The 19,591-nt window shown below is 69.5% G+C and carries 18 protein-coding genes and 1 tRNA gene; 5 read left to right on the top strand and 14 right to left on the bottom strand.

Features of this window, described 5'->3' with window-relative positions:
- Positions 1-30: 30 nt before the first annotated feature.
- Positions 31-2,376, bottom strand: coding sequence for a bifunctional diguanylate cyclase/phosphodiesterase (locus GBB76_RS12095; RefSeq protein ID WP_152303531.1), 2,346 nt, complete (start codon positions 2,374-2,376; stop codon positions 31-33).
- Positions 2,377-2,798: 422 nt separating this feature from the next.
- Between GBB76_RS12095 and GBB76_RS12090 the strand changes: the two genes are divergently transcribed.
- A tRNA-Ser gene (locus GBB76_RS12090) sits at positions 2,799-2,888 on the top strand.
- 182 nt (positions 2,889-3,070) lie between these two features.
- On the opposite strand, the gene GBB76_RS12085 is transcribed toward GBB76_RS12090, so the two are convergent.
- The 4 genes from GBB76_RS12085 to GBB76_RS12070 form a co-directional block, all read right to left on the bottom strand.
- Entirely contained in the window at positions 3,071-3,595 is a 525-nt protein-coding gene (locus tag GBB76_RS12085) for a phenolic acid decarboxylase (RefSeq protein WP_152303530.1), read from the bottom strand.
- A gap of 96 nt (positions 3,596-3,691) precedes the next feature.
- Positions 3,692-4,174 carry a cupin domain-containing protein gene (locus GBB76_RS12080; RefSeq protein ID WP_152303529.1) on the bottom strand — a complete coding sequence of 161 codons (483 nt, stop codon included), beginning with the start codon at positions 4,172-4,174 and terminating at the stop codon, positions 3,692-3,694.
- Between the two features lie 52 nt (positions 4,175-4,226).
- Positions 4,227-6,029 (bottom strand): CocE/NonD family hydrolase, encoded by a 1,803-nt coding sequence (locus GBB76_RS12075; protein ID WP_152303528.1) that lies wholly within the window; start codon positions 6,027-6,029, stop codon positions 4,227-4,229.
- A 37-nt stretch (positions 6,030-6,066) separates the two neighbouring features.
- The gene (locus GBB76_RS12070) at positions 6,067-7,674 is read right to left on the bottom strand and encodes a thiamine pyrophosphate-binding protein (protein ID WP_152303527.1); all 1,608 of its coding nucleotides are present in this window, start codon (positions 7,672-7,674) and stop codon (positions 6,067-6,069) included.
- Between the two features lie 322 nt (positions 7,675-7,996).
- Here GBB76_RS12070 and GBB76_RS12065 point away from each other — a divergent pair, with 322 nt between their 5' ends.
- Both GBB76_RS12065 and GBB76_RS12060 read left to right on the top strand, forming a co-directional pair.
- A complete protein-coding gene (locus GBB76_RS12065; protein WP_152304860.1) occupies positions 7,997-8,950 on the top strand; it encodes an AraC family transcriptional regulator in 954 nt (317 codons plus the stop codon).
- A gap of 78 nt (positions 8,951-9,028) precedes the next feature.
- Positions 9,029-9,778 (top strand): SDR family NAD(P)-dependent oxidoreductase, encoded by a 750-nt coding sequence (locus tag GBB76_RS12060; protein WP_152303526.1) that lies wholly within the window; start codon positions 9,029-9,031, stop codon positions 9,776-9,778.
- On the opposite strand, the gene GBB76_RS12055 is transcribed toward GBB76_RS12060, so the two are convergent.
- A complete protein-coding gene (locus GBB76_RS12055) occupies positions 9,775-10,557 on the bottom strand; it encodes an alpha/beta fold hydrolase (protein WP_152303525.1) in 783 nt (260 codons plus the stop codon). The two genes, GBB76_RS12060 and GBB76_RS12055, sit on opposite strands and share 4 nt — an antisense overlap.
- A gap of 186 nt (positions 10,558-10,743) precedes the next feature.
- Between GBB76_RS12055 and GBB76_RS12050 the strand changes: the two genes are divergently transcribed.
- Entirely contained in the window at positions 10,744-11,310 is a 567-nt protein-coding gene (locus GBB76_RS12050) for a sigma-70 family RNA polymerase sigma factor (RefSeq protein ID WP_152303524.1), read from the top strand.
- Positions 11,307-11,969 carry an NrsF family protein gene (locus tag GBB76_RS12045; RefSeq protein ID WP_152303523.1) on the top strand — a complete coding sequence of 221 codons (663 nt, stop codon included), beginning with the start codon at positions 11,307-11,309 and terminating at the stop codon, positions 11,967-11,969. The genes GBB76_RS12050 and GBB76_RS12045 overlap by 4 nt, the downstream gene beginning before the upstream one ends.
- 34 nt (positions 11,970-12,003) lie before the next feature.
- Here GBB76_RS12045 and GBB76_RS12040 read toward each other — a convergent pair whose 3' ends face one another.
- The 8 genes from GBB76_RS12040 to GBB76_RS12005 are packed head-to-tail and all read right to left on the bottom strand — an operon-like array spanning position 12,004 to position 19,591.
- Positions 12,004-13,152: an NAD(P)/FAD-dependent oxidoreductase gene (locus GBB76_RS12040; RefSeq protein ID WP_152303522.1), complete on the bottom strand. Its 1,149-nt coding sequence runs from the start codon at positions 13,150-13,152 to the stop codon at positions 12,004-12,006.
- Positions 13,149-13,553: a RidA family protein gene (locus GBB76_RS12035; RefSeq protein WP_152303521.1), complete on the bottom strand. Its 405-nt coding sequence runs from the start codon at positions 13,551-13,553 to the stop codon at positions 13,149-13,151. Before GBB76_RS12035 ends, GBB76_RS12040 begins: the two co-directional genes overlap by 4 nt.
- A 2-nt stretch (positions 13,554-13,555) precedes the next feature.
- Positions 13,556-15,007 carry an FAD/NAD(P)-binding protein gene (locus GBB76_RS12030; RefSeq protein ID WP_152303520.1) on the bottom strand — a complete coding sequence of 484 codons (1,452 nt, stop codon included), beginning with the start codon at positions 15,005-15,007 and terminating at the stop codon, positions 13,556-13,558.
- A complete protein-coding gene (locus tag GBB76_RS12025; RefSeq protein ID WP_152303519.1) occupies positions 15,007-15,327 on the bottom strand; it encodes a 2Fe-2S iron-sulfur cluster-binding protein in 321 nt (106 codons plus the stop codon). The genes GBB76_RS12030 and GBB76_RS12025 overlap by 1 nt, the downstream gene beginning before the upstream one ends.
- Positions 15,328-15,334: 7 nt before the next feature.
- On the bottom strand, positions 15,335-16,159 hold the full coding sequence (locus GBB76_RS12020; protein ID WP_152303518.1) for an ABC transporter ATP-binding protein: 825 nt from the start codon (positions 16,157-16,159) through the stop codon (positions 15,335-15,337).
- Positions 16,159-17,091 (bottom strand): ABC transporter permease, encoded by a 933-nt coding sequence (locus GBB76_RS12015; protein WP_202911092.1) that lies wholly within the window; start codon positions 17,089-17,091, stop codon positions 16,159-16,161. Before GBB76_RS12015 ends, GBB76_RS12020 begins: the two co-directional genes overlap by 1 nt.
- Positions 17,088-18,338 (bottom strand): DUF1116 domain-containing protein, encoded by a 1,251-nt coding sequence (locus GBB76_RS12010; protein WP_202911091.1) that lies wholly within the window; start codon positions 18,336-18,338, stop codon positions 17,088-17,090. The genes GBB76_RS12015 and GBB76_RS12010 overlap by 4 nt, the downstream gene beginning before the upstream one ends.
- Positions 18,335-19,591 carry an NAD(P)/FAD-dependent oxidoreductase gene (locus GBB76_RS12005; protein ID WP_202911090.1) on the bottom strand — a complete coding sequence of 419 codons (1,257 nt, stop codon included), beginning with the start codon at positions 19,589-19,591 and terminating at the stop codon, positions 18,335-18,337. The genes GBB76_RS12010 and GBB76_RS12005 overlap by 4 nt, the downstream gene beginning before the upstream one ends.

Raw genomic sequence — 19,591 nt, 5'->3', positions numbered from 1 at the left:
GCGGGAAACTATGTGTCGATCCGAATGTTATTAGCCGGATAAAGAGTCGCGTTGACCGGGCGCGGGGCCCGGGCGCCCAGTCAGGAAACCCTGCACCAGCGGGCAGCCATGGATGGCCAGCCAGGCATATTGCGGCTCGGTCTCCACGCCCTCGGCGACCACCTCGATATCGAGCCGGTGGCAGAGCGAGAGCACCGACTCCACCACTGCCTGGGTGCGCGCGTTGCGGTCGACGTCGAGCGCGAAGCTGCGATCGAGCTTGATCTTGTCGATGGGCAGCCGGTGCAGATAGCCGAGCGAGGAGTAGAAGGTGCCGAAATCGTCGATCGACACCGCGACGCCGAGGTCGTGCAGCCGGTTGATGACGCCGATGGCGGCGTCGTAGCGCTCGATCAGGATGCGCTCGGTGATCTCCACCTGCAGGCGGCCTGCCGGAAAACCGGTGGTCTCCAGCACCTGCCAGACGGCCGAGACGACGTCGCCGATCTCGAACCACGCGGCGGAAAGGTTGACCGACAGCCATGGCTCGCCGGCCCAGTGGCGCGCCTCGGTGCAGGCGCGGGTGAGCACGAAGCGGTCCAGCGCCGCCCACAGGCCGGTCGCCTCGGCGCGGGCGACGAACTCCCCTGGCGGTACCTCGCCCAGCGTGGGATGGGTCCAGCGCACCAGCGCCTCGAAGCCGACGACGGACCGCTCCGTCGTCGTGACCACCGGCTGGTAGACGAGGGTCAGTTCGCCCGCGGCGATGGCGGTGCGCAGCGCGTCGTCATAAAGGCGCTGCTCGGCGCGCTCGCTCTCCATGGCGGGGGTGAAGGCCGCCACCATGTAGCCGGCGCCGTCGCGGGCGGATTCGAGCGCGATGGAGGCCGCCCGGAACAGGCGCGGGCCGTCCGTTCCCTGTTCCGGCCCGTAGGAGATGCCGATGCGCACCGCCATCGGCATGCCCTGCCCGTCGCGCACAAGCGGGGTGGCCATGCGCTCGGCGATGGACTCGGCGATGCGCAGGGCGTGGGCGACGTCCTCGTCGGGCAGGCCGGCCAGATAGACGGCGAAGCTGTCGCCGCCGGTGCGCGCCACGGCGGCATCGGCGGGCGCAATGGCGACGAGCCTCTGCGCCGCCTCCCGCAGCCGGTCGTCGCCGGCCTCGGCGCCGAAGAACTCGTTGACCAGCGCGCTCTGGCTGAGGTCGATCAGCAGCAGCGCGGCGTGCGGGCTCGGGGAGGCGAGATGCGCGTCGATGCGCTGCAGCAGCGCGTGGCGATTCAAAAGGCCGGTCAGCATGTCGTGGGTGAACAGCCATTCGTGCCGCTGGCGCGCCTCCAGCGCCGCCTGCTCGGCCTCCTTCTGCGCCGTGATGTCGAAGGCGATGCCTTCGGCGACCATCTCCTTGTCCTGCGTCAGCCGGTCGCGATGCGTGAGCTGCGAGCGCACCCGCAGCCAGCGGACCTGCCCGTCGGGGCGGATGATGCGGTATTCGTTGTCGAGCGGCTCGGTGCCGCCTTCCGCCGCCTTGGCGATGGCGGCAAGCAGGATCGGGCGGTCCTCCGGGTGCACCAGTTCGAGGAGCCGTCCCGGATGGGCCACGAGTTCCTCGGCCGGGACACCCAGAACGTCGCGCGCCCGCGAGCTCACATATTTGAAGGCAAGCTCGCCATTGGGCCCGACGGCGCGCTGGTAGAGCACGCCGGGCAGATTGTCGCCGATGGTCGACAGTCGCGCCTGGGTGGCGGCGAGCGTCATGCGGGTCCGCCGCTGCTGCTCCTCGAAGATATAGAGCATGCCGAAGAGCAGGGTGGCCAAGGGCGTGGTCAGGGCCAGGAAGACATAGGTGGCGAGAGCATGCTCGCTCAGTGAGGCGATCTGGCGGTAATGGCCCCAATAGGCACCGCCGGCGACGGCGAGCGCCAGCGCCGCGAGAATGAAGGCATGGCCGCTGGCAAAGCGGCGCGTGGGCGAGCGCCACGGGTCGAACCGCCAGCCGAGCCGCCACGCGACCAGTGCGCCGGAGACCGTCGCGCCGCCAATGGCGATCAGGCAATGCGCGGTGACCCCGAACAGAAGCGCGCGCGAGGCGATGGCGATCGCTCCGGCTACGGCGGCGGCCGGGGGGCCGAAGATCGGCCCCACCAGGATCAGCGGCACGATCTTGAGGTCGAGGACCTGGAGCCCGTCCTCCCAGATCGGGAAGAGCAGGCTTGCCGCCGCGGTGCCGCCGGCGAGGACACCGCCGGCCAGGGTCCGCGGCAGCGCCGGCATGGCGCGCAGCATGTTGCCGAACAGCACGAGCAGCAGGGCCGCAAGCGCCAGCAGCAGCAGGTTGCGTTCGAGACCATCGCCGAGCGAATGGAGCGACAGATCATAGACTTCTGCCGACATGGGCACCCCTGCACCAGCTTGCGGCCCACTATCGCCGGTTCCGCAGCGCCAAGACAATCTCCGATGCCGGCTTAGGACTCATTTTCATACACTTCGGACCTCGTGAGCCGGATATACGTTGTTCTCCCTATGCAGACTTTACGTCAGCGGGTTGCCGCCGGGATGCGGGGGACGCCTTCCATCCGTCCGGCCCTGTCCCTCGCCACGTGCCCCTTGCCGCATGCCCGGCATTGGTCCGGCCGCCTGCCGGCCACCGCGTCCGTCATCCGCGGGATGCGCGGCGGAGGCCCTTTCCGGTGCTGGCGGCGCCCGGCTCATCGGGCCGGAATATCCGCCTGTGCGATCAGCGGGACTTGTGCGTGCGGCGCGGCTCGGCTATTGAGCCCCCGCTCCAATGCGCGGCTGACCTCCGCGCCACGCGCGGAGAGGTGCCGGAGTGGTCGATCGGGACGGTCTCGAAAACCGTTGTGCGTGCAAGCGTACCGTGGGTTCGAATCCCACCCTCTCCGCCATCTTCCTCGGAATCGAGTTGAACTCTCTCAAAACTATCGAAGCGCGTCGGCGCGGCCGTGCCCGCTGATGGGCGTTCCGGCCCATCGCGTCGGCGCGAATGCGGAGCCTTCGTCGCGGGACGACGCGGGCAGGCACCGACCCGCCTTGCCGGGAACAGCGGCTCGGATCGGCCGGCCGCCGCTCACCCGACATTGCGGCGCGTGGCGTAGCCCGGCGGGAGATCTTCCGGCGCGCAGGCGATGACCTCCTCATTGTCGCGTCCGCAATCCTCGACGAAGGTGATCTGCGCGAATTCGTCGACGAGGAGGATCGGATAGGTCGGCCCGGCATCGCGGTACTGGCGCATCAGGTCGATCTTCTCGTTCTGGAAGCCGATGATCTTGCTCGGCTCCTCCTCGATCCAGCGCGGGAAGAAGGTCGCGCCATGGGCGAGGTTCTCATTGAGATTATAGGCGACGCTGACGCAGGTGCCGGTCGGCTCGTTCCACGACACCTTGTAGACGCCGTCGGCGAGGCGGACGATGTGGACCTCCTGACCCTTCACCCAGCGCCCGCCGACGAGGCCGCCATGCACGCGGTAGTCGATGGTGCGCTCATTCTTGAAGTACATCTCGTACAGCCAGCCATTGGCATAGGTGTAGATGATGTGCTTGCCGACGAAGGCGGCGATCTCCGCCGGACGCGTGGATTCGAAGGCGTCGGACATGGGTGTCTCCATGGATGTCGCGGCCGTCGTGTCTTCACGGGAGCGCGGCCTGGTGTGTGAACGCAGGGGCCGAGGCCGGCGGCAGCCGGAGGCGCCTTATTCGGTCGGCAGTTCGTGGGGTCCCACCGGCGGGCCGAGGAACTCCACGTGCCACTTCAGCCCGAAGGCATTGAGCGCAACCTGGTCGGGGATGCCGTCATGCATCACGCCGGCCAGCTCGGTGAAGAAGGTCGCCGCATCGAGGGCGGGCGCCATGAGGATATACTGGCGGGCGGGCTTGTCGGTCACGTTGCAGAAGCCGTGCTCGACCCCGCCGGGGATGCTGACCACGTCGCCTGCCTCGGCATAGAAGCGCCGGCCGTCCGCCTCGTAGAGATAGCGGCCCTCGATGACGCGGAAGATCTCCGCTTCGCGGTGGCGATGCCGGGGCGGACCGGCGCCCGGGGCATTGATGGTCTCGATGAAGCAGAACTCGCCCGAGCTCGCCGCCGGCGGCATGCGCACGAACAGGTCGAGCCCGATGGCCGGGATCTTGATCGGAAGCTCGGTCCCGCTTGAGTGGAGGAAGGTGATGGTCATCGGCTGGTCCTCGGTGGAGACGGCGTCAAAAAAGGGTTGGCAAACGCGGCACTCAGGCAATGGCGCCGGAAGCCGCGCGGCGCAGCTCGACATAGCTGTCCGGTCCGTAATGGAGGGTGTTGCGGGCGTAATAGGGCGGCACCTGCATGTCGAACTGCGCGTGCCCGTGGCTCACATCGCTGCGCAGAAGGTCGGTCCGGCTGGCGATGTCGAGGCGCAGGCGCTCGCCCGGCTTCAGCACCACGGGCTGCGGGGTGAGGCTAAAGCGCAGTGTCACCGGCTCGCCCGGCACCAGAGGTTCGGGCCGGTCGATGTCGAGGGCGATTTCCGTGGCGGTGGCGCGCGCCGCGTCGATCCGGCGGCAGGCGGGACGCATCGTTCCCATGGAAAGGATCCGGTAGCCGCCATCGGCGGAGACCAGGCCGGTGCGGGCCACCACGTGGGAATCGATCTCGTTGCAGCTGAAGGAGAGGCTCACCGTGACGGGCCCGGTCAGTTCCATCTCCTCCTCCACCGGCATCTCGAAGGTGAGGCGCTGGCTTTCCACCTCGTCGAAGCCGGCGGGCAGGATGGCGCCGAGAGGCACCGCCGCCCATCGGTTCGTTCCGGCCTCGCCCGGCGTGGGCTCAAGACGGTGCGTCGCGCGATCAGGGCCACTGGAGGCGAGATAGAGGCGCAGCGGAGCGCTGCCGGGCAGCGGCCAGTCCGGCGCGCTGCGATAGTCCCTGACGCCCTCGGTCCAGTAGCGCACCCGTGCCTGCGCCGCGTAGCCGTTGTTCGCGCCGTAGACGAGATGGTCGAAGAAGGCCAGCGCCTCCAGCTGCCAGGCGTAGACCGGCAGGTCATAGGCGGCCGGGCCGATGATGAGCCAGCGTTGGTCTCTCGGCGTGCCGGCATTCTCGAACAGGTCGTAGGCGCCGAACTGGTGCAGGTTGAGATAGCCGGCATTCTGCACGACGACGAACGGCACCTCGATGTCGCCGAGCGCACCGGACGGCCCGGCCGGCAGCACGCTCGTCGCGCGCGTCTTGCCGTCGAGCATGAGGCCGGCGAACCTCTCCCGCGTCTGGCGCGTCGGCACCTGCCGTTGGAACGCCTTCATGATCCGCGCCATGCGCTTCTTCAGCTGCGGCCACCACAGGCGCTTCAGGGGCGAGTTGATAATGTGGCTCGCCAGCGCGCGCAGCAGCGGCGGCACGTGCAGCCGGAACTGCAGGGGCGTGAAGTTCGCCCCCATCCACAGCGCGAAGAAATCGGGCTGCGGCGCGCCGCCGAACATGGCGATGTGGCGGAAGAAATCCGTGCACATCTCGTTGGCGAAGAAGCCCTTCAGCGCCGGCGGGCGAAGGCGGGCGACCTGCGGCTGGGTCAGCCCGTAATAGGAGGTGCCGAACAGCACCACCTGCCCGTCGCACCAGGGCTGGGCGGCGGCCCATTGGATGACCCTGGCGTGGTCCTCCACATCCGTGTCGTTGAGATAGACCGCATCCTCGCCGCCCGAGCGCCCCATGCCGCGCCGGGCGACGATCACATGGGCATAGCCGCGATCGGTGAAGACCGGCGGGCTGCCGGTCTCGTTGTTGCCGGTCGGTGCGCCGGCGGCCTGCAATTCCTTGGAATAGGCGGCAAAGGAGACGATTGCCGGGTAGCGGCCCGGCGCCTTCGGCACATAGACATCAGCCGCAAGGCGGATGGAGGGAGCGACCTCGACCATCTGGTCCGCGAGGATGCGGCAGCCGAGCCCCGATCTCGCGGGCGGACCCGGCGTCCAGCCGGCCAGTTGCACGCCGGACAGCCCGCCCTTCAGCGGGATCAGATTGTCCCAGAAGCCCGGCTTCCCGCTGCTGGCGCTCATGCGTCGCTACCCCTGTACCGGCATATCGTTGCCACGATCAGGGCTCGCGGTCGATGATCAGGAAGCTCGGGCCGGCATGGCCGAGCGCGCGGGCGAGAACATCGCCGACCGTCTGAAGATCGTCGATCGTCTCCACGCGCGCGCCGAACCCCTCGGCGATCTTTTCCATGTCGACAGTCGGATCGCTGAAGTCGAGGCCGACGAAGTGCGTGGTCGCGATGGTCGTTCCCATCACGTTGCACCACAGATCCTTCAGCAGCCGGTATTCGTGGTTCACGAAACAGATGAAGATGGAGGGGATGGCGTATTTCGCCGCCGTCCACAGCGCATGGATGGAGAACAGGCTGCCGCCGTCGCCCACGAAGCAGGCGGCGTGGCGCCCGCTCGCCAGCCCGATGCCGACGCCGAGCGGCATGGCCCAGCCCAGACCGCCGCCGCGCGGCGAGAAGTGGACGTCGCGAAAACCCAGCCGGACAGCCATGTCCTGCACGATGGCATCCTCGGACGAACCTTCGGTGATGATGTGGGTGGAGCGGTCGAGATGGCGCAGCACGGCGAGGATCAGCGCATCGCTCGCCCGGGCTCCCGAGGCGGGGTATTTCGCATCGAGAGCGGCCTCGTCGACCGTCCGCACGGCGGCACACCCGGCGTCGGCGCCGAGCGCCGCCGCCAGCGCGTCCAGCGTTGCCTCGATGTCGCCGAGCACCGCCATGTCGCAGGGAAAATCGAAACCGAGCTGGCTCGCCGCCGGCGCGATCTGGATGACCTGCAGCTCCGGCGGCAACGCCGGGACGCCGTCATAGGTGAAGCTGTCCACCTTTTCGCCGATCAGCAGCAGCGTGTGGTAGCGGCCGAGCGTCTCGTGGATTTTCTTCGTGGAGGGCGGAAGCTGGCCGCGGAAATTCGGATGCAGCGGATCGACCGTGCCCTGCACGTGGAAGGGGGCGGCATAGATGTCGGCGCCGAGCGCGCTGGCGATCCGGCTGATCGCGTCGATGCCGTGCGCCGCGCCCACCGCATAGTCGGCGACGATGGCGAGCTTGCCTTTGGGCACCGCAGCGAGGGCGGCGGCCGCCTCGCCGATGCCGTGCGGCACCGCGTCCTCGATGACGCGGGTCTTTTTGAAGGTCGTGTGCCCGGTCTCCTCCAGCATGAAGTTCATTGGGATGGAGAGGAAGACCGGACCGGTCGGCTGGAGCCGTGCCTGCAGGTAGCCGCGTTGCAGGGCGATGGCGAGATCGTCCGTGCGGGTCACTTCATAGGCGTATTTGGTGGCGGTCTCGGCGAGCTGGACATTGGGCGCGCCCAGCACCGGATTGTGGATGAGGAAGCGCGAATCCTGCTGCCCGTTGATCACCAGCAGCGGGATGCCGGACATGAGCGCGTTGCGCATGTTGAACATGCCGTTGGCGAGGCCTGGATAGGTGTGCAGGCTGACGACGGCCGGCTTGCCCGTGATGAGCGCATAGCCGGCGGCGATGCCGACCGCGCTCGATTCATGCAGGGACAGGACATAGGTGGCTTTTGACGCCGCCACCGCCGCGAGGAAGGTGGTCTCCGTCGTCCCGGGATTGCCGAAGACGAAGGGGATGTCATAGGTCTCAAGAAAATCCTGGATGAGCTCGCCGCCGGTCCGGGTCGTCATGTGTCCCCCCAATCATCGCGACGGCGCCGGTCGGGAGCCGTCTTCGAACCCGATGCCGACGCCAGGGCGCCGTGTCGCCGCAGCGATCCCCGGCATGTGCGGCACACCGACGATATCCCGAAACGCGCGGATGAAATCGTCATTCTTGCCCGATTCGCGCCGGGCCGCTTCACCTGCGAATCCGCCCCGGTGGAGGCCGGTCCTTGCGGCGATGCGGCGCCGCGCCCGGTGGACCGGCGGCCTCCGGCGCCGAAGGGGATGGTCAGAGATCGCCCGGACCATCTATAATCAGAACCATGACATTCATTACGATCTGTCCGGCATGGATCCGCTGAGCGACATCATTGCGCTGCTTCGGCCGCACACGGCCATCTCCAAGCCCATCTCCGGGCGGGGCCGCTGGGGCGTGCGCTACGCGGCGCATGACGCGCCCGGTTTCACCCTCATCCTGAAGGGCGTGTGCTGGATTTCCCTCGAAGGCCGGGAGCCCCTGAAGTTGAGCGCCGGGGACTTCCTGCTCCTGCCCTCCACGCCGGCGTTCACGCTGAGCAGCCACCCCGGAATCGCCTGCGAGCCGCGCCGTCCGATGGACGTTCCGGTCCGGCACGGCGACCCGGAGGACGAGGCGGAATTCGACTCGCTGGGCGGCACCTTCCACATCGAGCCGGCGAACGCGCCGCTGCTGCTCGCGCTGCTTCCGCGCATGGTCCATATCCCCGCCTCCGAGGGCCGGGCCGGGCGGCTGGGCCGCGTGATCGAGCTTATCGGGCAGGAGTGCGCCGAGGAGGAGCCCGGCCGGGAGATGGTGCTCCAGCGCTTGCTTGAGGTGCTGCTGGTGGAGGCGCTGCGCTGGCGTGCCGTCGCCGTCGATGAGGCCCGGGCCGGCCTGCTTAACGGCCTGCGCGATCCGGCCCTTGCCCGGGCGCTGCGGGCCATGCACGCGGATGTGCGGGCCGGCTGGACGGTGGCCGGGCTGGCGAAGCTCGCCGGCCTCTCGCGGTCGGCCTTCGCGGCGCGCTTCGGCGAGGCGCTCGGCTGCGGCGCGATCGAATATCTCGCGCGCTGGCGCATGGCGCTGGCGAAGGACGCGCTGATCCTTGGCGCGAAGAGCCTCGACAGCATCGCCGACGAGATCGGCTACGAATCGGCCAGCGCCTTCAGCACGGCGTTCCGAAAGCGGCTCGGCTGCCCGCCGGGCCTGTATGCGCGCACCGGCGGCGCGGCCGGCATCCGCCCCGCCGGGCGGTCGGTGCCGGAATTGGACAGTTGGGCATAAAATCTGGACAACGGATTATGGTCCGTCCAGAAGCGTCCACCTATCAAGGGGGCATCCGAAACCAGGGGATGCCCTTCCATGCGAACGATCCTGATCACCGGCACGTCGTCCGGCTATGGCCTTGAGACGGCACGTCATTTCCTCGCCAAGGGCTGGAACGTCGTCGCCACCATGCGCACGCCCGACGCGGACCTGCTGCCGGCCTCGCCGCGCCTGCGCATCCTGCCGCTCGACGTGACGCGGGAAGAGAGCATCGCCGCCGCTATCGAAGCCGCTGGCCCGGTCGATGTGCTGGTCAACAATGCCGGCATCGGCGTCGTCGGCGCCTTCGAGGCGACCCCGATGGCCCACATCCGCGCGGTGTTCGACACCAACACCTTCGGCGTCATGGCCATGTGCCAGGCCGTGATCCCGCAGATGCGCGCGCGCGGCTCCGGCGTCATCGTCAACGTGACCTCGACCGTCACGCTGGCGGCGATGCCACTGGCGGCGGCCTACACCGCCAGCAAGCAGGCCATCGAGGGGTTTACCGGCTCGCTCGCGCACGAACTTGGCCATTTCGGCATCCGCGCGAAGCTGGTGGAGCCCGGCTACAGCCCGGCAACCCGCTTCGCGCAGAATTCCGGCGTGCGGATCGAGGATCTCATCCCGCCGGCCTACGCCGATTTCGCGGGCCCGATCTTCGCGGGCTTCGCCAATCCGGCACTGACGACGACCCCCGGCGATGTCGCCGAGGCCGTATGGGCGAGCGTCTACGACACCTCCGGCCGGCTGTGCTTTCCGGCCGGAGACGATGCGGTGGCGCTCGCTCGGACCCGTGCCGCCTAGGCGCCCTGGCCGGCCGCCTCGATCACCAGCGCGGCGATGTCGTCGGGCCGGGAGATCAGCGAGAGATGGCTGGCCGGCAGCTCGACGGTCCTGGCGCCCATGCGCTTGGCCGTGAAGCGCTGGAGATCGGGGTTGATGGTGCGGTCCTCGGTCGAGACGGCGTAGAAGCTCGGCCGGGACCGCCAGGCGGCCTGCGTCACCCTGCCGGCCAGCAGCGGTTTGTTGAAGGGCTGCTGCACGGCATGGAGCACCCGTGCCCGGGCCGCCGGCAGATCGCCGGCGAAGTCGCGCAGGAAAGCCTCCTCGCCCAGCCGCCCCTCGTCGCCGTCGAACACGATGCCGGCGCTTGCCGGTGGCGTCGGATAGGTCTTGGCCAGCGCGGCATAGTCCTCATTGGCATCGGGTGCGCGGGCGGCCACATAGACCAGCGCTGACACGTTCGGATGCACGCCGGTTTCGGTCACCAGCATGCCGCCGAAGGAATGGCCGACCAGCACCGTCGGCCCCTCCTGCCGCGCCAGAACGCGCTGGACCGAGGCCACCGCCTCCGGGAAGTTCGTCAGCGGGTTCTGCACCGAAGTGGTCTTCAGCCCCCTTGCCTGGAGGCGGGCGATCACCTCGCTCCAGCATGAGCCATCCGCGAAGAGGCCGTGGACGAACACGATGTTGCGGGCGGCAACCGGTTTGTCGGTCCCGGCCGCCGCCGCGTGGCGCGAGGCGGCGAGGGAGGCGGCGGCACCGGCGAGGACGGCTTTGGAGAAATTACGACGGTTCATCATGGCGATTGTCCCAGGGTTGTTCGGTCCGGCAGGCTGAACGCCGTGCATCCGGTGGGCGTCCGCTGGGAATTTCGCCCTCACCAGCACGCCCGTTACGCTGGCGGGCGGCCATCGCCGTGCAAACCGCGAAGAAAAAAGAGGCGCCGCCGAGGTAACGGGCATCGAGGCGGGAGCGAAGAGATCGATATGGATGTGCGCGAGGCGACATGGAGCGAGGCGATGCGGGCGGAGCGGCGCGGCGACGCCCTCGCCTATGAGGCGTTCCTGCGCGACTTCGCCGCCTCGATGCGCCGGGTCGTCACGATGCAGCTGCGCCGGCTGGGCTTCGGCCCCGACGAGGCGGAGGACGTGGTGCAGGAAGTGCTGATCGCGGTGCATTCGCGGCGCGGCCAGTGGGACACGGCCCGGCCGCTGCTGCCGTGGCTGAACGCCATCGCGCGCTACAAGACCATCGACGCCCTGCGCCGGCTGCACCGGCAGGCGCGCGGACGGGTGGATCTGTCCGACGAGGAATGGTCGACGATGTTCGTCTCCGGCGAGAGCGAGCGCGCCCGTGAGGCGATGGATGTCGACAGGCTCATCGCCACCCTGCCTGCCGGCCAGCAGGCGGCGGTGCGGGCGGTGGCCATCGAGGGTGTTTCCCATCGCGAGGCCGCGGATCGGCTGGGCACCACCGAAGGCGCCGTGCGCGTGGCGTTCCATCGCTCCCTGAGGAAACTGATGACCGCCGCACGGCAGGAGGACAGGCAATGACACGTGACGCAACGGCCCGCCGGCCTGTGACGGACGATCTGGTGCGCCGGCTCGCGCAGGAGGCCGGCCGCTCGGGTGCCCGGCCCCTCTCTTCCACCCTCGTCATTGCCGCCGTCGCCGTCGCCGCAGTTCCGGTGTCGCTCGCGGTCGTCCTCACGCTGCTCGGTGCCCGGACCGATCTGCCGGCAATCCTCGGCAGCTGGATCTTCCTGTTCAAGGTTGCGGCGATGCTGCTGCTGGCGGGTGGCGGCCTGCTTCTGGTGCGTGCCGCGACGATCCCGGGCTCGGTGCCGAAGCCGGCCCTTGCGCTGGCGCCGGCCCTTCTCTTTCTCGTTGCGAGCGCGCTTGCCGACCGCTCCGGGCTACCGCTCGCCGGGGCCCGTCCGCCCTTCTCCGTGTTTGTCTGCGTCGGCTCCATCGTGATGGCGTCGCTGCCCGCGCTGGCGCTGGTTCTGGTCGGGATGCGACGCGGCATCCCCACCCGTCTGCGCCGCGCCGGCTTCTTCGCCGGCCTTCTCGCGGGCGCTGTCGGCGCGCTCGCCTATACGGTGGCCTGCGTCAATGACGGGGCCGCCTTCGTCGCCCTGTGGTACCTGGTGGCGGTGGTCCTCGTGGCGGGCCTGGGGGCGGCGGCCGGGCCTCGGGCGCTCGCCTGGTGACGCGCCCGTCGACCTAACCGACGAACCCGACCTCTTATCGCTCGGCGGCCTCCATGGTCCGCTTGGCCGCGATATAGGCGTCCGGCCTGTCGAGGCATTCCACGGCGCAGATGCGGCCGGCGCGCTCATGAAGGATGGAGAGGCCGCCAGTGTCGGCGCTGTCCTCCACCACAAGACGGTCGGCGCGCATGGGAAGTCCCGCCATCTGCAGCTTGTGGCCATACTGGTCCGACCAGAACCATGGCAGTTCCTCGGGCGGCGGTTCCTCGTCGGCCAGCACGGCGGCGAGCACCCGCGCCTGCGCCTGCGCGGCGCCGATCGATTCATGGCGGATGCGCCGCCCATAGCGCCGGCTGGGCACGCTGGCGCAGTCGCCAAGGGCGAAGATGTCGGGCGTCGAGGTGGCGTGACTGGCGTCGACGCAGATGCCGTCCGCGCAGGTGAGCCCCGCAGCCTCGGCAAGCCCGGATGCCGGCTCGGCGCCGATGCCGACCAGCACGCAATCGCACGCGATCGCATCGCCCTCGCTCGTGTGCACAGTGCGGACGGCCCCGTCGCCGGCGAGTTCGCTCACCGTGCGCCCGAGACGAATGTCGACGCCGTTGGCGCGGTGCAGCGCCTCGATCCGTGCGGCGAAGTCGGGTGAGGCGGAGCGCGCCAGCACGCGCGCGGCGCGTTCGATGAGCGTGACCTCGCAGCCCCGCTTGCGCGCCGAGGCGGCGACTTCGAGGCCGACATAGCCGGCGCCGACAATCACGAGACGCGCGCCGGGCGCCAGAGCTGTGGACAGTCTTTCGGCATCGACGACGCTGCGCAGATGGAACACGCCGTCCCGCCCGGCACCGGGCACGGCGAGACGGCGCGGCCGGGAGCCGGTGGCGAGGACCAGACGGTCATAGCCGAGGTGCTCGCCACTGCCGAGCATGACGGTGCGCCGGACCGGCTGGATGGCCCGGGCGCCCTCGTGGCGCAGCGAAATCTCGCCCGAATAGAAGCTCTGTGGCCGCAGGGCCGGCGGCCCGGCGCCATCGGCCGCCAGCACGCCCTTCGACAGCGGCGGACGGTGATAGGGCAGCCGCTCCTCGTCGCTCACCAGGGTGATGCTGCCCTCGAAGCGCCGCCGTCGCAGATTGTCGGCGAGTGCCACGCCCGCATGGCCGGCACCGACGATGACGATCCTCATGCGGTGCTCCGCGCCAGGATGAGGTCGATCTCGACGAGAGCACCACGGCCGAGCGTCGCCACGCCGACCGTCGTGCGGGCGGGCATGCGCGCATCGTCGTCGAAATAGCCGTGATAGACCGCGTTCAGCCCGGCATAGTCGCGGTTGAAGTCGCTGAGGAAGATGCGGGCGAACACGGTGTCGGCAAGGCTGTAGCCGGCCGCGCCGACGATCAGCGCCAGATTGCGGAAGGCGAGGTCGGTCTGCGCCTCGATGGTCGGCGGCAGCGGAGCGTCCGGCCGATCGGGGTCGATGGGCAACTGCCCCGTCACATAGAGCATTCCCCCCGCCTCGACCGCATGGGAATAACGGGCGGTGCGCGGGGGTGGGGCGGCGGCGGGAACCTTGATGTAACGCGCCATGATCATGCACTCCCATCGGCTGAGAAACGGAAGGGCACGGTCCCTTCCGTCGATAGCGTCGTCGCGAGCGCGCGGGCGACGAGACGCGCATGGGCGGCGGCTTCCGGCACGCCGGTTGCCTCGCCGACCACGGCGCGCGCCGCCGGGCCTGCGGCCCACAGGCCGGGGACGGGCTCGCCCGACGCGCCGATGACCCGGCCATCGGCGTCGGTGTCCAGGCCGATGCGCAGGGCATCGGGCCGCACCCGTCCGTGCGCCAGCGCATCGACCAGCAGCGGGTTGGTCGATCGGGCGATGTCGCCGTCGGGGCCGGTGCAGTTGACGAGCGCATCGGCGCCGAGGATCCGACGCTCGCCACCACGCGGCGTCCAGTCGAGCGCGAAGCTGTCGCCGTGTCGGCCGACGGCATGGATGCGGCCGGCCGACACGGTCAGCCATCCCTCGCGCCGGCCGCTCTCCATGAGCGCGGCGACCTGCGGCGCGATGCGAAAGCGGTGCACGTCCCAGAAGGAGCGGAGCCGGTGGGCGATCCTGCGCTGTTCGGAAAGCGGCAGGGTTCTCCAGTAGGTCGACAGGTGCCGCCGCAGCGAATCGATGACGATGTGCCAGCTGCGCCCCTGCTGTTCCACCTCCCGCACGCGGGAGCGAACGAGCCGGAGCAGGCCGAGCGCGGTGGCGGGGCGGGGCGCGCCGGCGAAGAGATCGAAGTCCGTATTGAACTCGCCATGGAGGCGCGGAGTCAGCGCCCGCCGCGAAATCGCGTGGATCGGGCCCGTGTGGCCGTTCGCCCGCAGCGAGACGACGACGTCGCAGGTGGTGAGGCCGGTGCCGATGAGGACGACGCGGGCCTCCGGGCGGATCGCCTTTATCGCCGCCCAGTTCCATGGATCCAGAACAAGGTGGTCGAGAGCTTCGGCGCCCTGAATCAGCGGCCAGTGGAAGCGTGGCGAACCATAGGTGAGCGACAGGACGACCCGGTCATAGCGCGCGGGCCCGGCATCGTCGCAACGCACCCGCCAGTCCCTGCCGGTCGGCTCGATCGCCAGCGCTCCCGCGCGCCGGTGGCGGATGGTCGATCCGGACGGATTGGCGGCGGCCGTATCGGCGACGACATCGGCGATGTAGGCGGCGAAGTCCCGGCGCCTGGAATAGTGATCCCCGTTCTCCACGAGGCCGAACGGATCGTCGTTCCACACCCCGCTTTTCCTGAGCCATCGGGTGAAGTGGTCCGGCTCATCGGGAAAGACCGTCATCCGGTCGCTCGGCACGTTGATCCGGTGTTCGGGCTCGCAGGAGCCATAGGCAAGGCCCGCGCCGACGGTCGCGCGGGGCTCGATGATGTCGATCGACAGCGGTTGCCCGGCCGCGCGCGCCAGCTCGATGGCGCAGACCGCGCCGGTGAAGCCGCCGCCGATGATGGCGACGCGAGGGCTCTCCGGGGGCTGTGCGTCCATCAGTACTGGCTTTCGGGAAGAAGGACGGTGAGCCCGTCGAGGCCGGGCCCAAGCACGATCTGGCACCCGAGCCGGCTGTTGGGCGCGAGATCCTCGCGTCCCGTGAGCAGGGCGCGCTCGGAGGCCGATGGCGCGCCCAATCTCGGCTCCCATTCCTCCGCGACGAAGACGTGGCAGGTGGCGCAGCTGCATCCACCACCGCAATCGCCGAGAATGCCAGGCACGCCATTGTCGATGGCGGCCTGCATGAGGCTGGTTCCGTCGGGGGCGTCGACGAAGAAGAGTTCCTCGTCATGGGTGCGGAAGGTGATTCTGGGCATGCGGGGCTCAATCGGTCGGAAGCGTCATGAATCGGGAAAGCGCGGCCAGTTCGGTGGGACTGAATTCGCCCCGCGCCACCTCGGCTTCCAGATGGGTTTCAAGGCGGCGCGCGACCTTCCGCAGCGCGGGATCGGACGGGTCGCGCGGGCGCGGCGTGTCGAGGTCGATGACGCCCGAGATCGAGCCGGGCGATCCGGAGATCAGCACCACCCGGTCCGCCAGCGCGAGCGCCTCGCCCAGATCGTGCGTGACCATCAGGACGGTGGCTCCCGAATCCTGCCAGGTGGTGAGCAGATAGGCCTGCATCATCCGGCGGGTCTGGTGATCGAGCGCGGCGAAAGGCTCGTCGAGCAGCAGCAGGCGCGGCTTGAGCGCGAAGGCCCGGACCAGCGCCACGCGCTGTTTCATGCCGCCCGACAGTTCCGCCGGCACCTTGGCGGCATAGGCGGCCAGGCCGACCTTGCCGAGCAGCCGGCCCGCCTCGGCGCGCGCCGCCCGCCAGCGCAGGCCGGTGTTCCGCAGCGCGAAGGCGACATTGTCGAGCGCGCTCATCCAGGGAAACAGGTTGTAGTCCTGGAACAGCAGCGCCGCGCCGGGCGTCGGTCCGTCGGTTTCGCGGCCGTGCACGAACACATAGCCCTCGCTCGGCGCGTCGAGGCCCGAGGCCATGTTGAGGAGCGTGCTCTTTCCGCAGCCGCTCGGCCCGACCAGAACGGTGAAGCTTCCCTGCGGCACCTTGAGCGAGATGCCGGCCACCGCCGACCGCCCCTGAAAGACCTTGGAGACGGAATCGAACTGAATGGCGGGAACATTGGGGGGAAGGATCACCATCAGCGCCGCTCCCACCACAGCAGCCGGCGCTGGGCCAGCAACAGCAGCCGGTCCATGGCAAAGCCGATGACGCCGATGGTCATGATGCCCACCATGACCAGCTTCATGTTGTACATCTGCTGGCCCATGATGATGAGATAGCCGAGGCCCGAATTGATGCCCGCCATCTCGCCCGCCAGCACGGCCATCCATGCCGCGAAGAAGCTGAGCCGCGTCATGGTGAGCAGGGCCGGCAGGGCGCCGGGAAACAGGACGCTGCGCCAGATCCGCAGGCGCGAGGTTCCCAGATTCTGCGCGACCTTCAGATATTCCTTCGGTACCGCCTCGAAGGCGGAGACCGCCGAGACGGTCATCGAGCCGAAGATGGCCATGAACACCACGAAGATCGCCGCCGGCGCGCCGATGCCGACAATGGCGATGGCGAAGGGAATCCAGGCCACCGGTGACACCGGCGCGATGGTCTGGACGATCGGCAGGGCGAGCCAGCGCAGCGGCGCGAACTCGACGATGAGCGCCGCCAGCAGCAGCGAGCCGACGAGGCCGGCGCCGAGGCCGATGGCGATGCGCGACAGCGTGATGGCCACGGATTCGAAAAGGCCGGTGCGCTGGACGCCGAAGCCGACCGAGGCCGCGCCGCTGAAGAGATACGGTATCGTCTCGCTCGGCGGCGGCAGGATGCGCGGATTGAGGAAGCCCTGCGCCGCCCCGATCTCCCAGAACACGACGAGCAGCGCCCAGGCGCACAGGAAGGAGCCGCCCGCCGACAACCGGCCAAGGACCGCGCGCGACAGAGGCTGCCCGGGCCGGGGGCGAGTGGCGGGGTCGCGCGGGGGAGCGAGAGCCACCGTACCGTGCGGCGCCGTCTCCTTCAGAACGTCATCCGGCACGGTGGACGGACGGGCCGGCGGATCGGCAAGCTTGAGCATGGTCATGCCGTGACGGCCTCCCGCATCGTGTCGAGCCGGGCCACGGCCCGCGTGAAGCAGGCGAGCGGCGCATGGGCGACGCCGACGCCGATCCATCCCGCGGCCCCGTCGCGATGCGCGATGCCGGTATGGATGCGCACGCCCTCGCCCTGAAGGGCGACGCGGCGTGCGTCGAGGCCGAGCCCGACACCGTCGGCGCCGGCCAGAGCCGGGGCGATGGCCGGGTTGCGCCCCGCGAAGAAGCAACGCATCCGCGCGCCGGCGGACTGCGCCTCGCTCCAGGGGCGCTGCATCGTGTGAGCGATCTGAGGCGAGACATGCGCGATGCAACCGCCGAGGCCATATGCCTCCATGATCGCGCTGTCGCCGAGATCGGGATGGGCGTCGTCGAGGCCGAAGGGCGGGAAGAAGCCGCCTTCCGGCCGGTCGGCGGGGGCGTTGAACCATTCGTCGCCCGTCCCGGCGAGCTGAATGCCGCAGCTTACGCCGTTGCGGCTGATCGCCGTGACGATGGCCGAGCCGGCGACGCCCCGCGCACGGTCGAGCCCGAGCTTGGCGGCGGCCATCGCGTAGTTGAGGAAGTGCTGGGGATGATCGGCCAGCCAGCCGCGCGTCGGCCCCGACAGCTCCGGCAGCGCCGCCAGAAAGGCCAGCATGCCGCCAATGTTGCGCTGGTGAACGTCGTCGCCAAGTTCGACGCCGCGCGCGACCACCGGCAGAAGATCGAGCCCGCCCGCCGGCAGGGCCGCCGCGATGGCCTCGGCCACCGCGGTTTCGACATGGCGTAGCCCTTCGGCGACCGTCGCATCGTAGTAGCCGAAGCGCAGCACGTGGCGTCCCTTCTCCGCCAGTGTGGCGAAGGTGCTGGCCCCGCTCACCCGGTCCTCGATCCGGAACAGGCGCTGGCCGGGACGCACCACGCCGGACATCGGCGAAACCGTGCCGAGCGCATGGTTGGACCGCAGCCGGATTCCGCCGTCGAGAACCATGGCCCGACCCGCCTCCATGTCACCGGCCCAGCCTTCATGGACCGCCGCGCCGGCCAGCGCGTTCAGCACCACAACCGGCGGAGCCTCGCCCGGAGCAAAAGGCGGGCCGGCATGGCCAAGCTCGCCCTCCGCGAGGCCGAGCGCCTCGCGCGCGCTCACCAGTTCGCGGACCACCGGCACGCAGGCCCGTATCCGCTCGATGGCCGTGGCATCGGGTCCGCGGGCCGCGTCCGGCATGGCCGCACTGTCCGTCACCGCGCTCATGCCGATGCCGCCGCGTCGACAGGAGGCATTTCGAACGGCGCAAGCACGGCATCGATGGACGCGCCGGCGATCCTGTCCATCCCCGCAATATGGGGAATGACGTCGACCCAGGGCCGCGACGTGCGCGACCAGACATCCACCATGCGGCGGGCGAGGTCGGCGTCGCGGATCAGTATATCCATGGTGCGGCGCAGGCCCTCGTCGCCCGGCGGCTCCGCGAGGTGCTTGGAGAAGGCGTAGAATTCCCGGCTCTCGCGGTCCCGCCAGGCGGGATAGCTCTCCATCCAGTCGCCGGCGAGGAGGCCGTCGGCGAGGACGCGGGAGGATTCGAAGGCGTCCCAGATTCCCTGCGCGCCGGCCGGATGCTTGAAATGGGCGGCGTCGCCGATCAGCGCCCAGCCCGGGCCGGTGTGCTGGCGGTAATAGCCGTCAAGCCGCGTGGTGCCGAGCACGCGGCTCACCTTGGTCGCGCCCTCGAGACGCGCCCACAATTGCGGAACGGACCGGATCTTCTCGAGATAGAACGCTTCGAGGTCGCGGATGCCGGCGCGTTCCGCCACCGGCCCGTTCATGGTGACGACGTGATGGCCGTCATCGGCGGGGAAGTGGGCGCAGACCCAGGGCGGCTCGAAGAAGAAGTCCTGGGTGTTGCGGATCTTCGCTCCGGTCCAGTAGGCGAAGTACAGCATGGTTTCGGTCGGCATCACCTTCGTGCGCGCGGCACCGACCAGGCTGGCGACGGTGGAGCTTACCCCATCGGCGCCGATGACCACTGAGCCAAGGACGGTGATCGGGCCCGCCGGGGTCGTCGCCACCACGCCGCGCACGGGATCGCCCGCAGTGCCGGCGCCGATGAGGCTGTCCACCTGGGTGTTCTCGAACACCGTGGCGCCGGCCTCGCGTGCCCGCTCGAGAAGGATCGCGTCGAGCGTGATCCGCCGCACGCAGATCGCCCAGTCGCGCCCTTCGATCGGCTGGTGGGGGGCGACGAACATGCGCCCCTCATGGTGCCAGGCCGTGTAGAGGGGCGGGGGGCGGTGCGCCATCACCCGGTCGAGGACGCCATAGGCGTCGAGCCGGGCGATGGTGTTGGGATAGATCACATGGGTCGACATGGTGTCGGAAGGAAAGCTTGCGCGGTCGATGAGGGCGACGCGCCATCCGGCCTTGGCGAGGAGAAGGGCGAGCGAGGCACCGGCGGCGCGCGCGCCGACAATGACCGCATCGAATGCGAGACCATTCGCAGGTGTCAC

It is taken from the genome of Ancylobacter sp. TS-1, from assembly GCF_009223885.1.
Classification (GTDB): Bacteria; Pseudomonadota; Alphaproteobacteria; order Rhizobiales; family Xanthobacteraceae; genus Ancylobacter.
The sequence above is the reverse complement of the archived record's forward strand: the minus strand, read 5'-3'. Positions and strand labels throughout refer to the sequence as shown.

Coding starts and splice junctions, on each gene's coding strand:
- GBB76_RS12055 (WP_152303525.1), bottom strand. CDS start 10,557: ATGATGAACCGTCGTAATTTCTCCAAAGCCGTCCTCGCCGGTGCCGCC.
- GBB76_RS12080 (WP_152303529.1), bottom strand. CDS start 4,174: ATGACCATCACCTTCCTCCACTCAAGCGGGACCGAGCTTCCGATCAAG.
- GBB76_RS12030 (WP_152303520.1), bottom strand. CDS start 15,007: ATGGACGCACAGCCCCCGGAGAGCCCTCGCGTCGCCATCATCGGCGGC.
- GBB76_RS12015 (WP_202911092.1), bottom strand. CDS start 17,091: ATGACCATGCTCAAGCTTGCCGATCCGCCGGCCCGTCCGTCCACCGTG.
- GBB76_RS12025 (WP_152303519.1), bottom strand. CDS start 15,327: ATGCCCAGAATCACCTTCCGCACCCATGACGAGGAACTCTTCTTCGTC.
- GBB76_RS12070 (WP_152303527.1), bottom strand. CDS start 7,674: ATGACGACCCGGACCGGCGGCGAGCTCATCCAGGATTTTCTTGAGACC.
- GBB76_RS12010 (WP_202911091.1), bottom strand. CDS start 18,338: ATGAGCGCGGTGACGGACAGTGCGGCCATGCCGGACGCGGCCCGCGGA.
- GBB76_RS12095 (WP_152303531.1), bottom strand. CDS start 2,376: ATGTCGGCAGAAGTCTATGATCTGTCGCTCCATTCGCTCGGCGATGGT.
- GBB76_RS12020 (WP_152303518.1), bottom strand. CDS start 16,159: ATGGTGATCCTTCCCCCCAATGTTCCCGCCATTCAGTTCGATTCCGTC.
- GBB76_RS12035 (WP_152303521.1), bottom strand. CDS start 13,553: ATGGCGCGTTACATCAAGGTTCCCGCCGCCGCCCCACCCCCGCGCACC.
- GBB76_RS12040 (WP_152303522.1), bottom strand. CDS start 13,152: ATGAGGATCGTCATCGTCGGTGCCGGCCATGCGGGCGTGGCACTCGCC.
- GBB76_RS12045 (WP_152303523.1), top strand. CDS start 11,307: ATGACACGTGACGCAACGGCCCGCCGGCCTGTGACGGACGATCTGGTG.
- GBB76_RS12075 (WP_152303528.1), bottom strand. CDS start 6,029: ATGAGCGCCAGCAGCGGGAAGCCGGGCTTCTGGGACAATCTGATCCCG.
- GBB76_RS12060 (WP_152303526.1), top strand. CDS start 9,029: ATGCGAACGATCCTGATCACCGGCACGTCGTCCGGCTATGGCCTTGAG.
- GBB76_RS12085 (WP_152303530.1), bottom strand. CDS start 3,595: ATGTCCGACGCCTTCGAATCCACGCGTCCGGCGGAGATCGCCGCCTTC.
- GBB76_RS12065 (WP_152304860.1), top strand. CDS start 7,997: ATGGATCCGCTGAGCGACATCATTGCGCTGCTTCGGCCGCACACGGCC.
- GBB76_RS12050 (WP_152303524.1), top strand. CDS start 10,744: ATGGATGTGCGCGAGGCGACATGGAGCGAGGCGATGCGGGCGGAGCGG.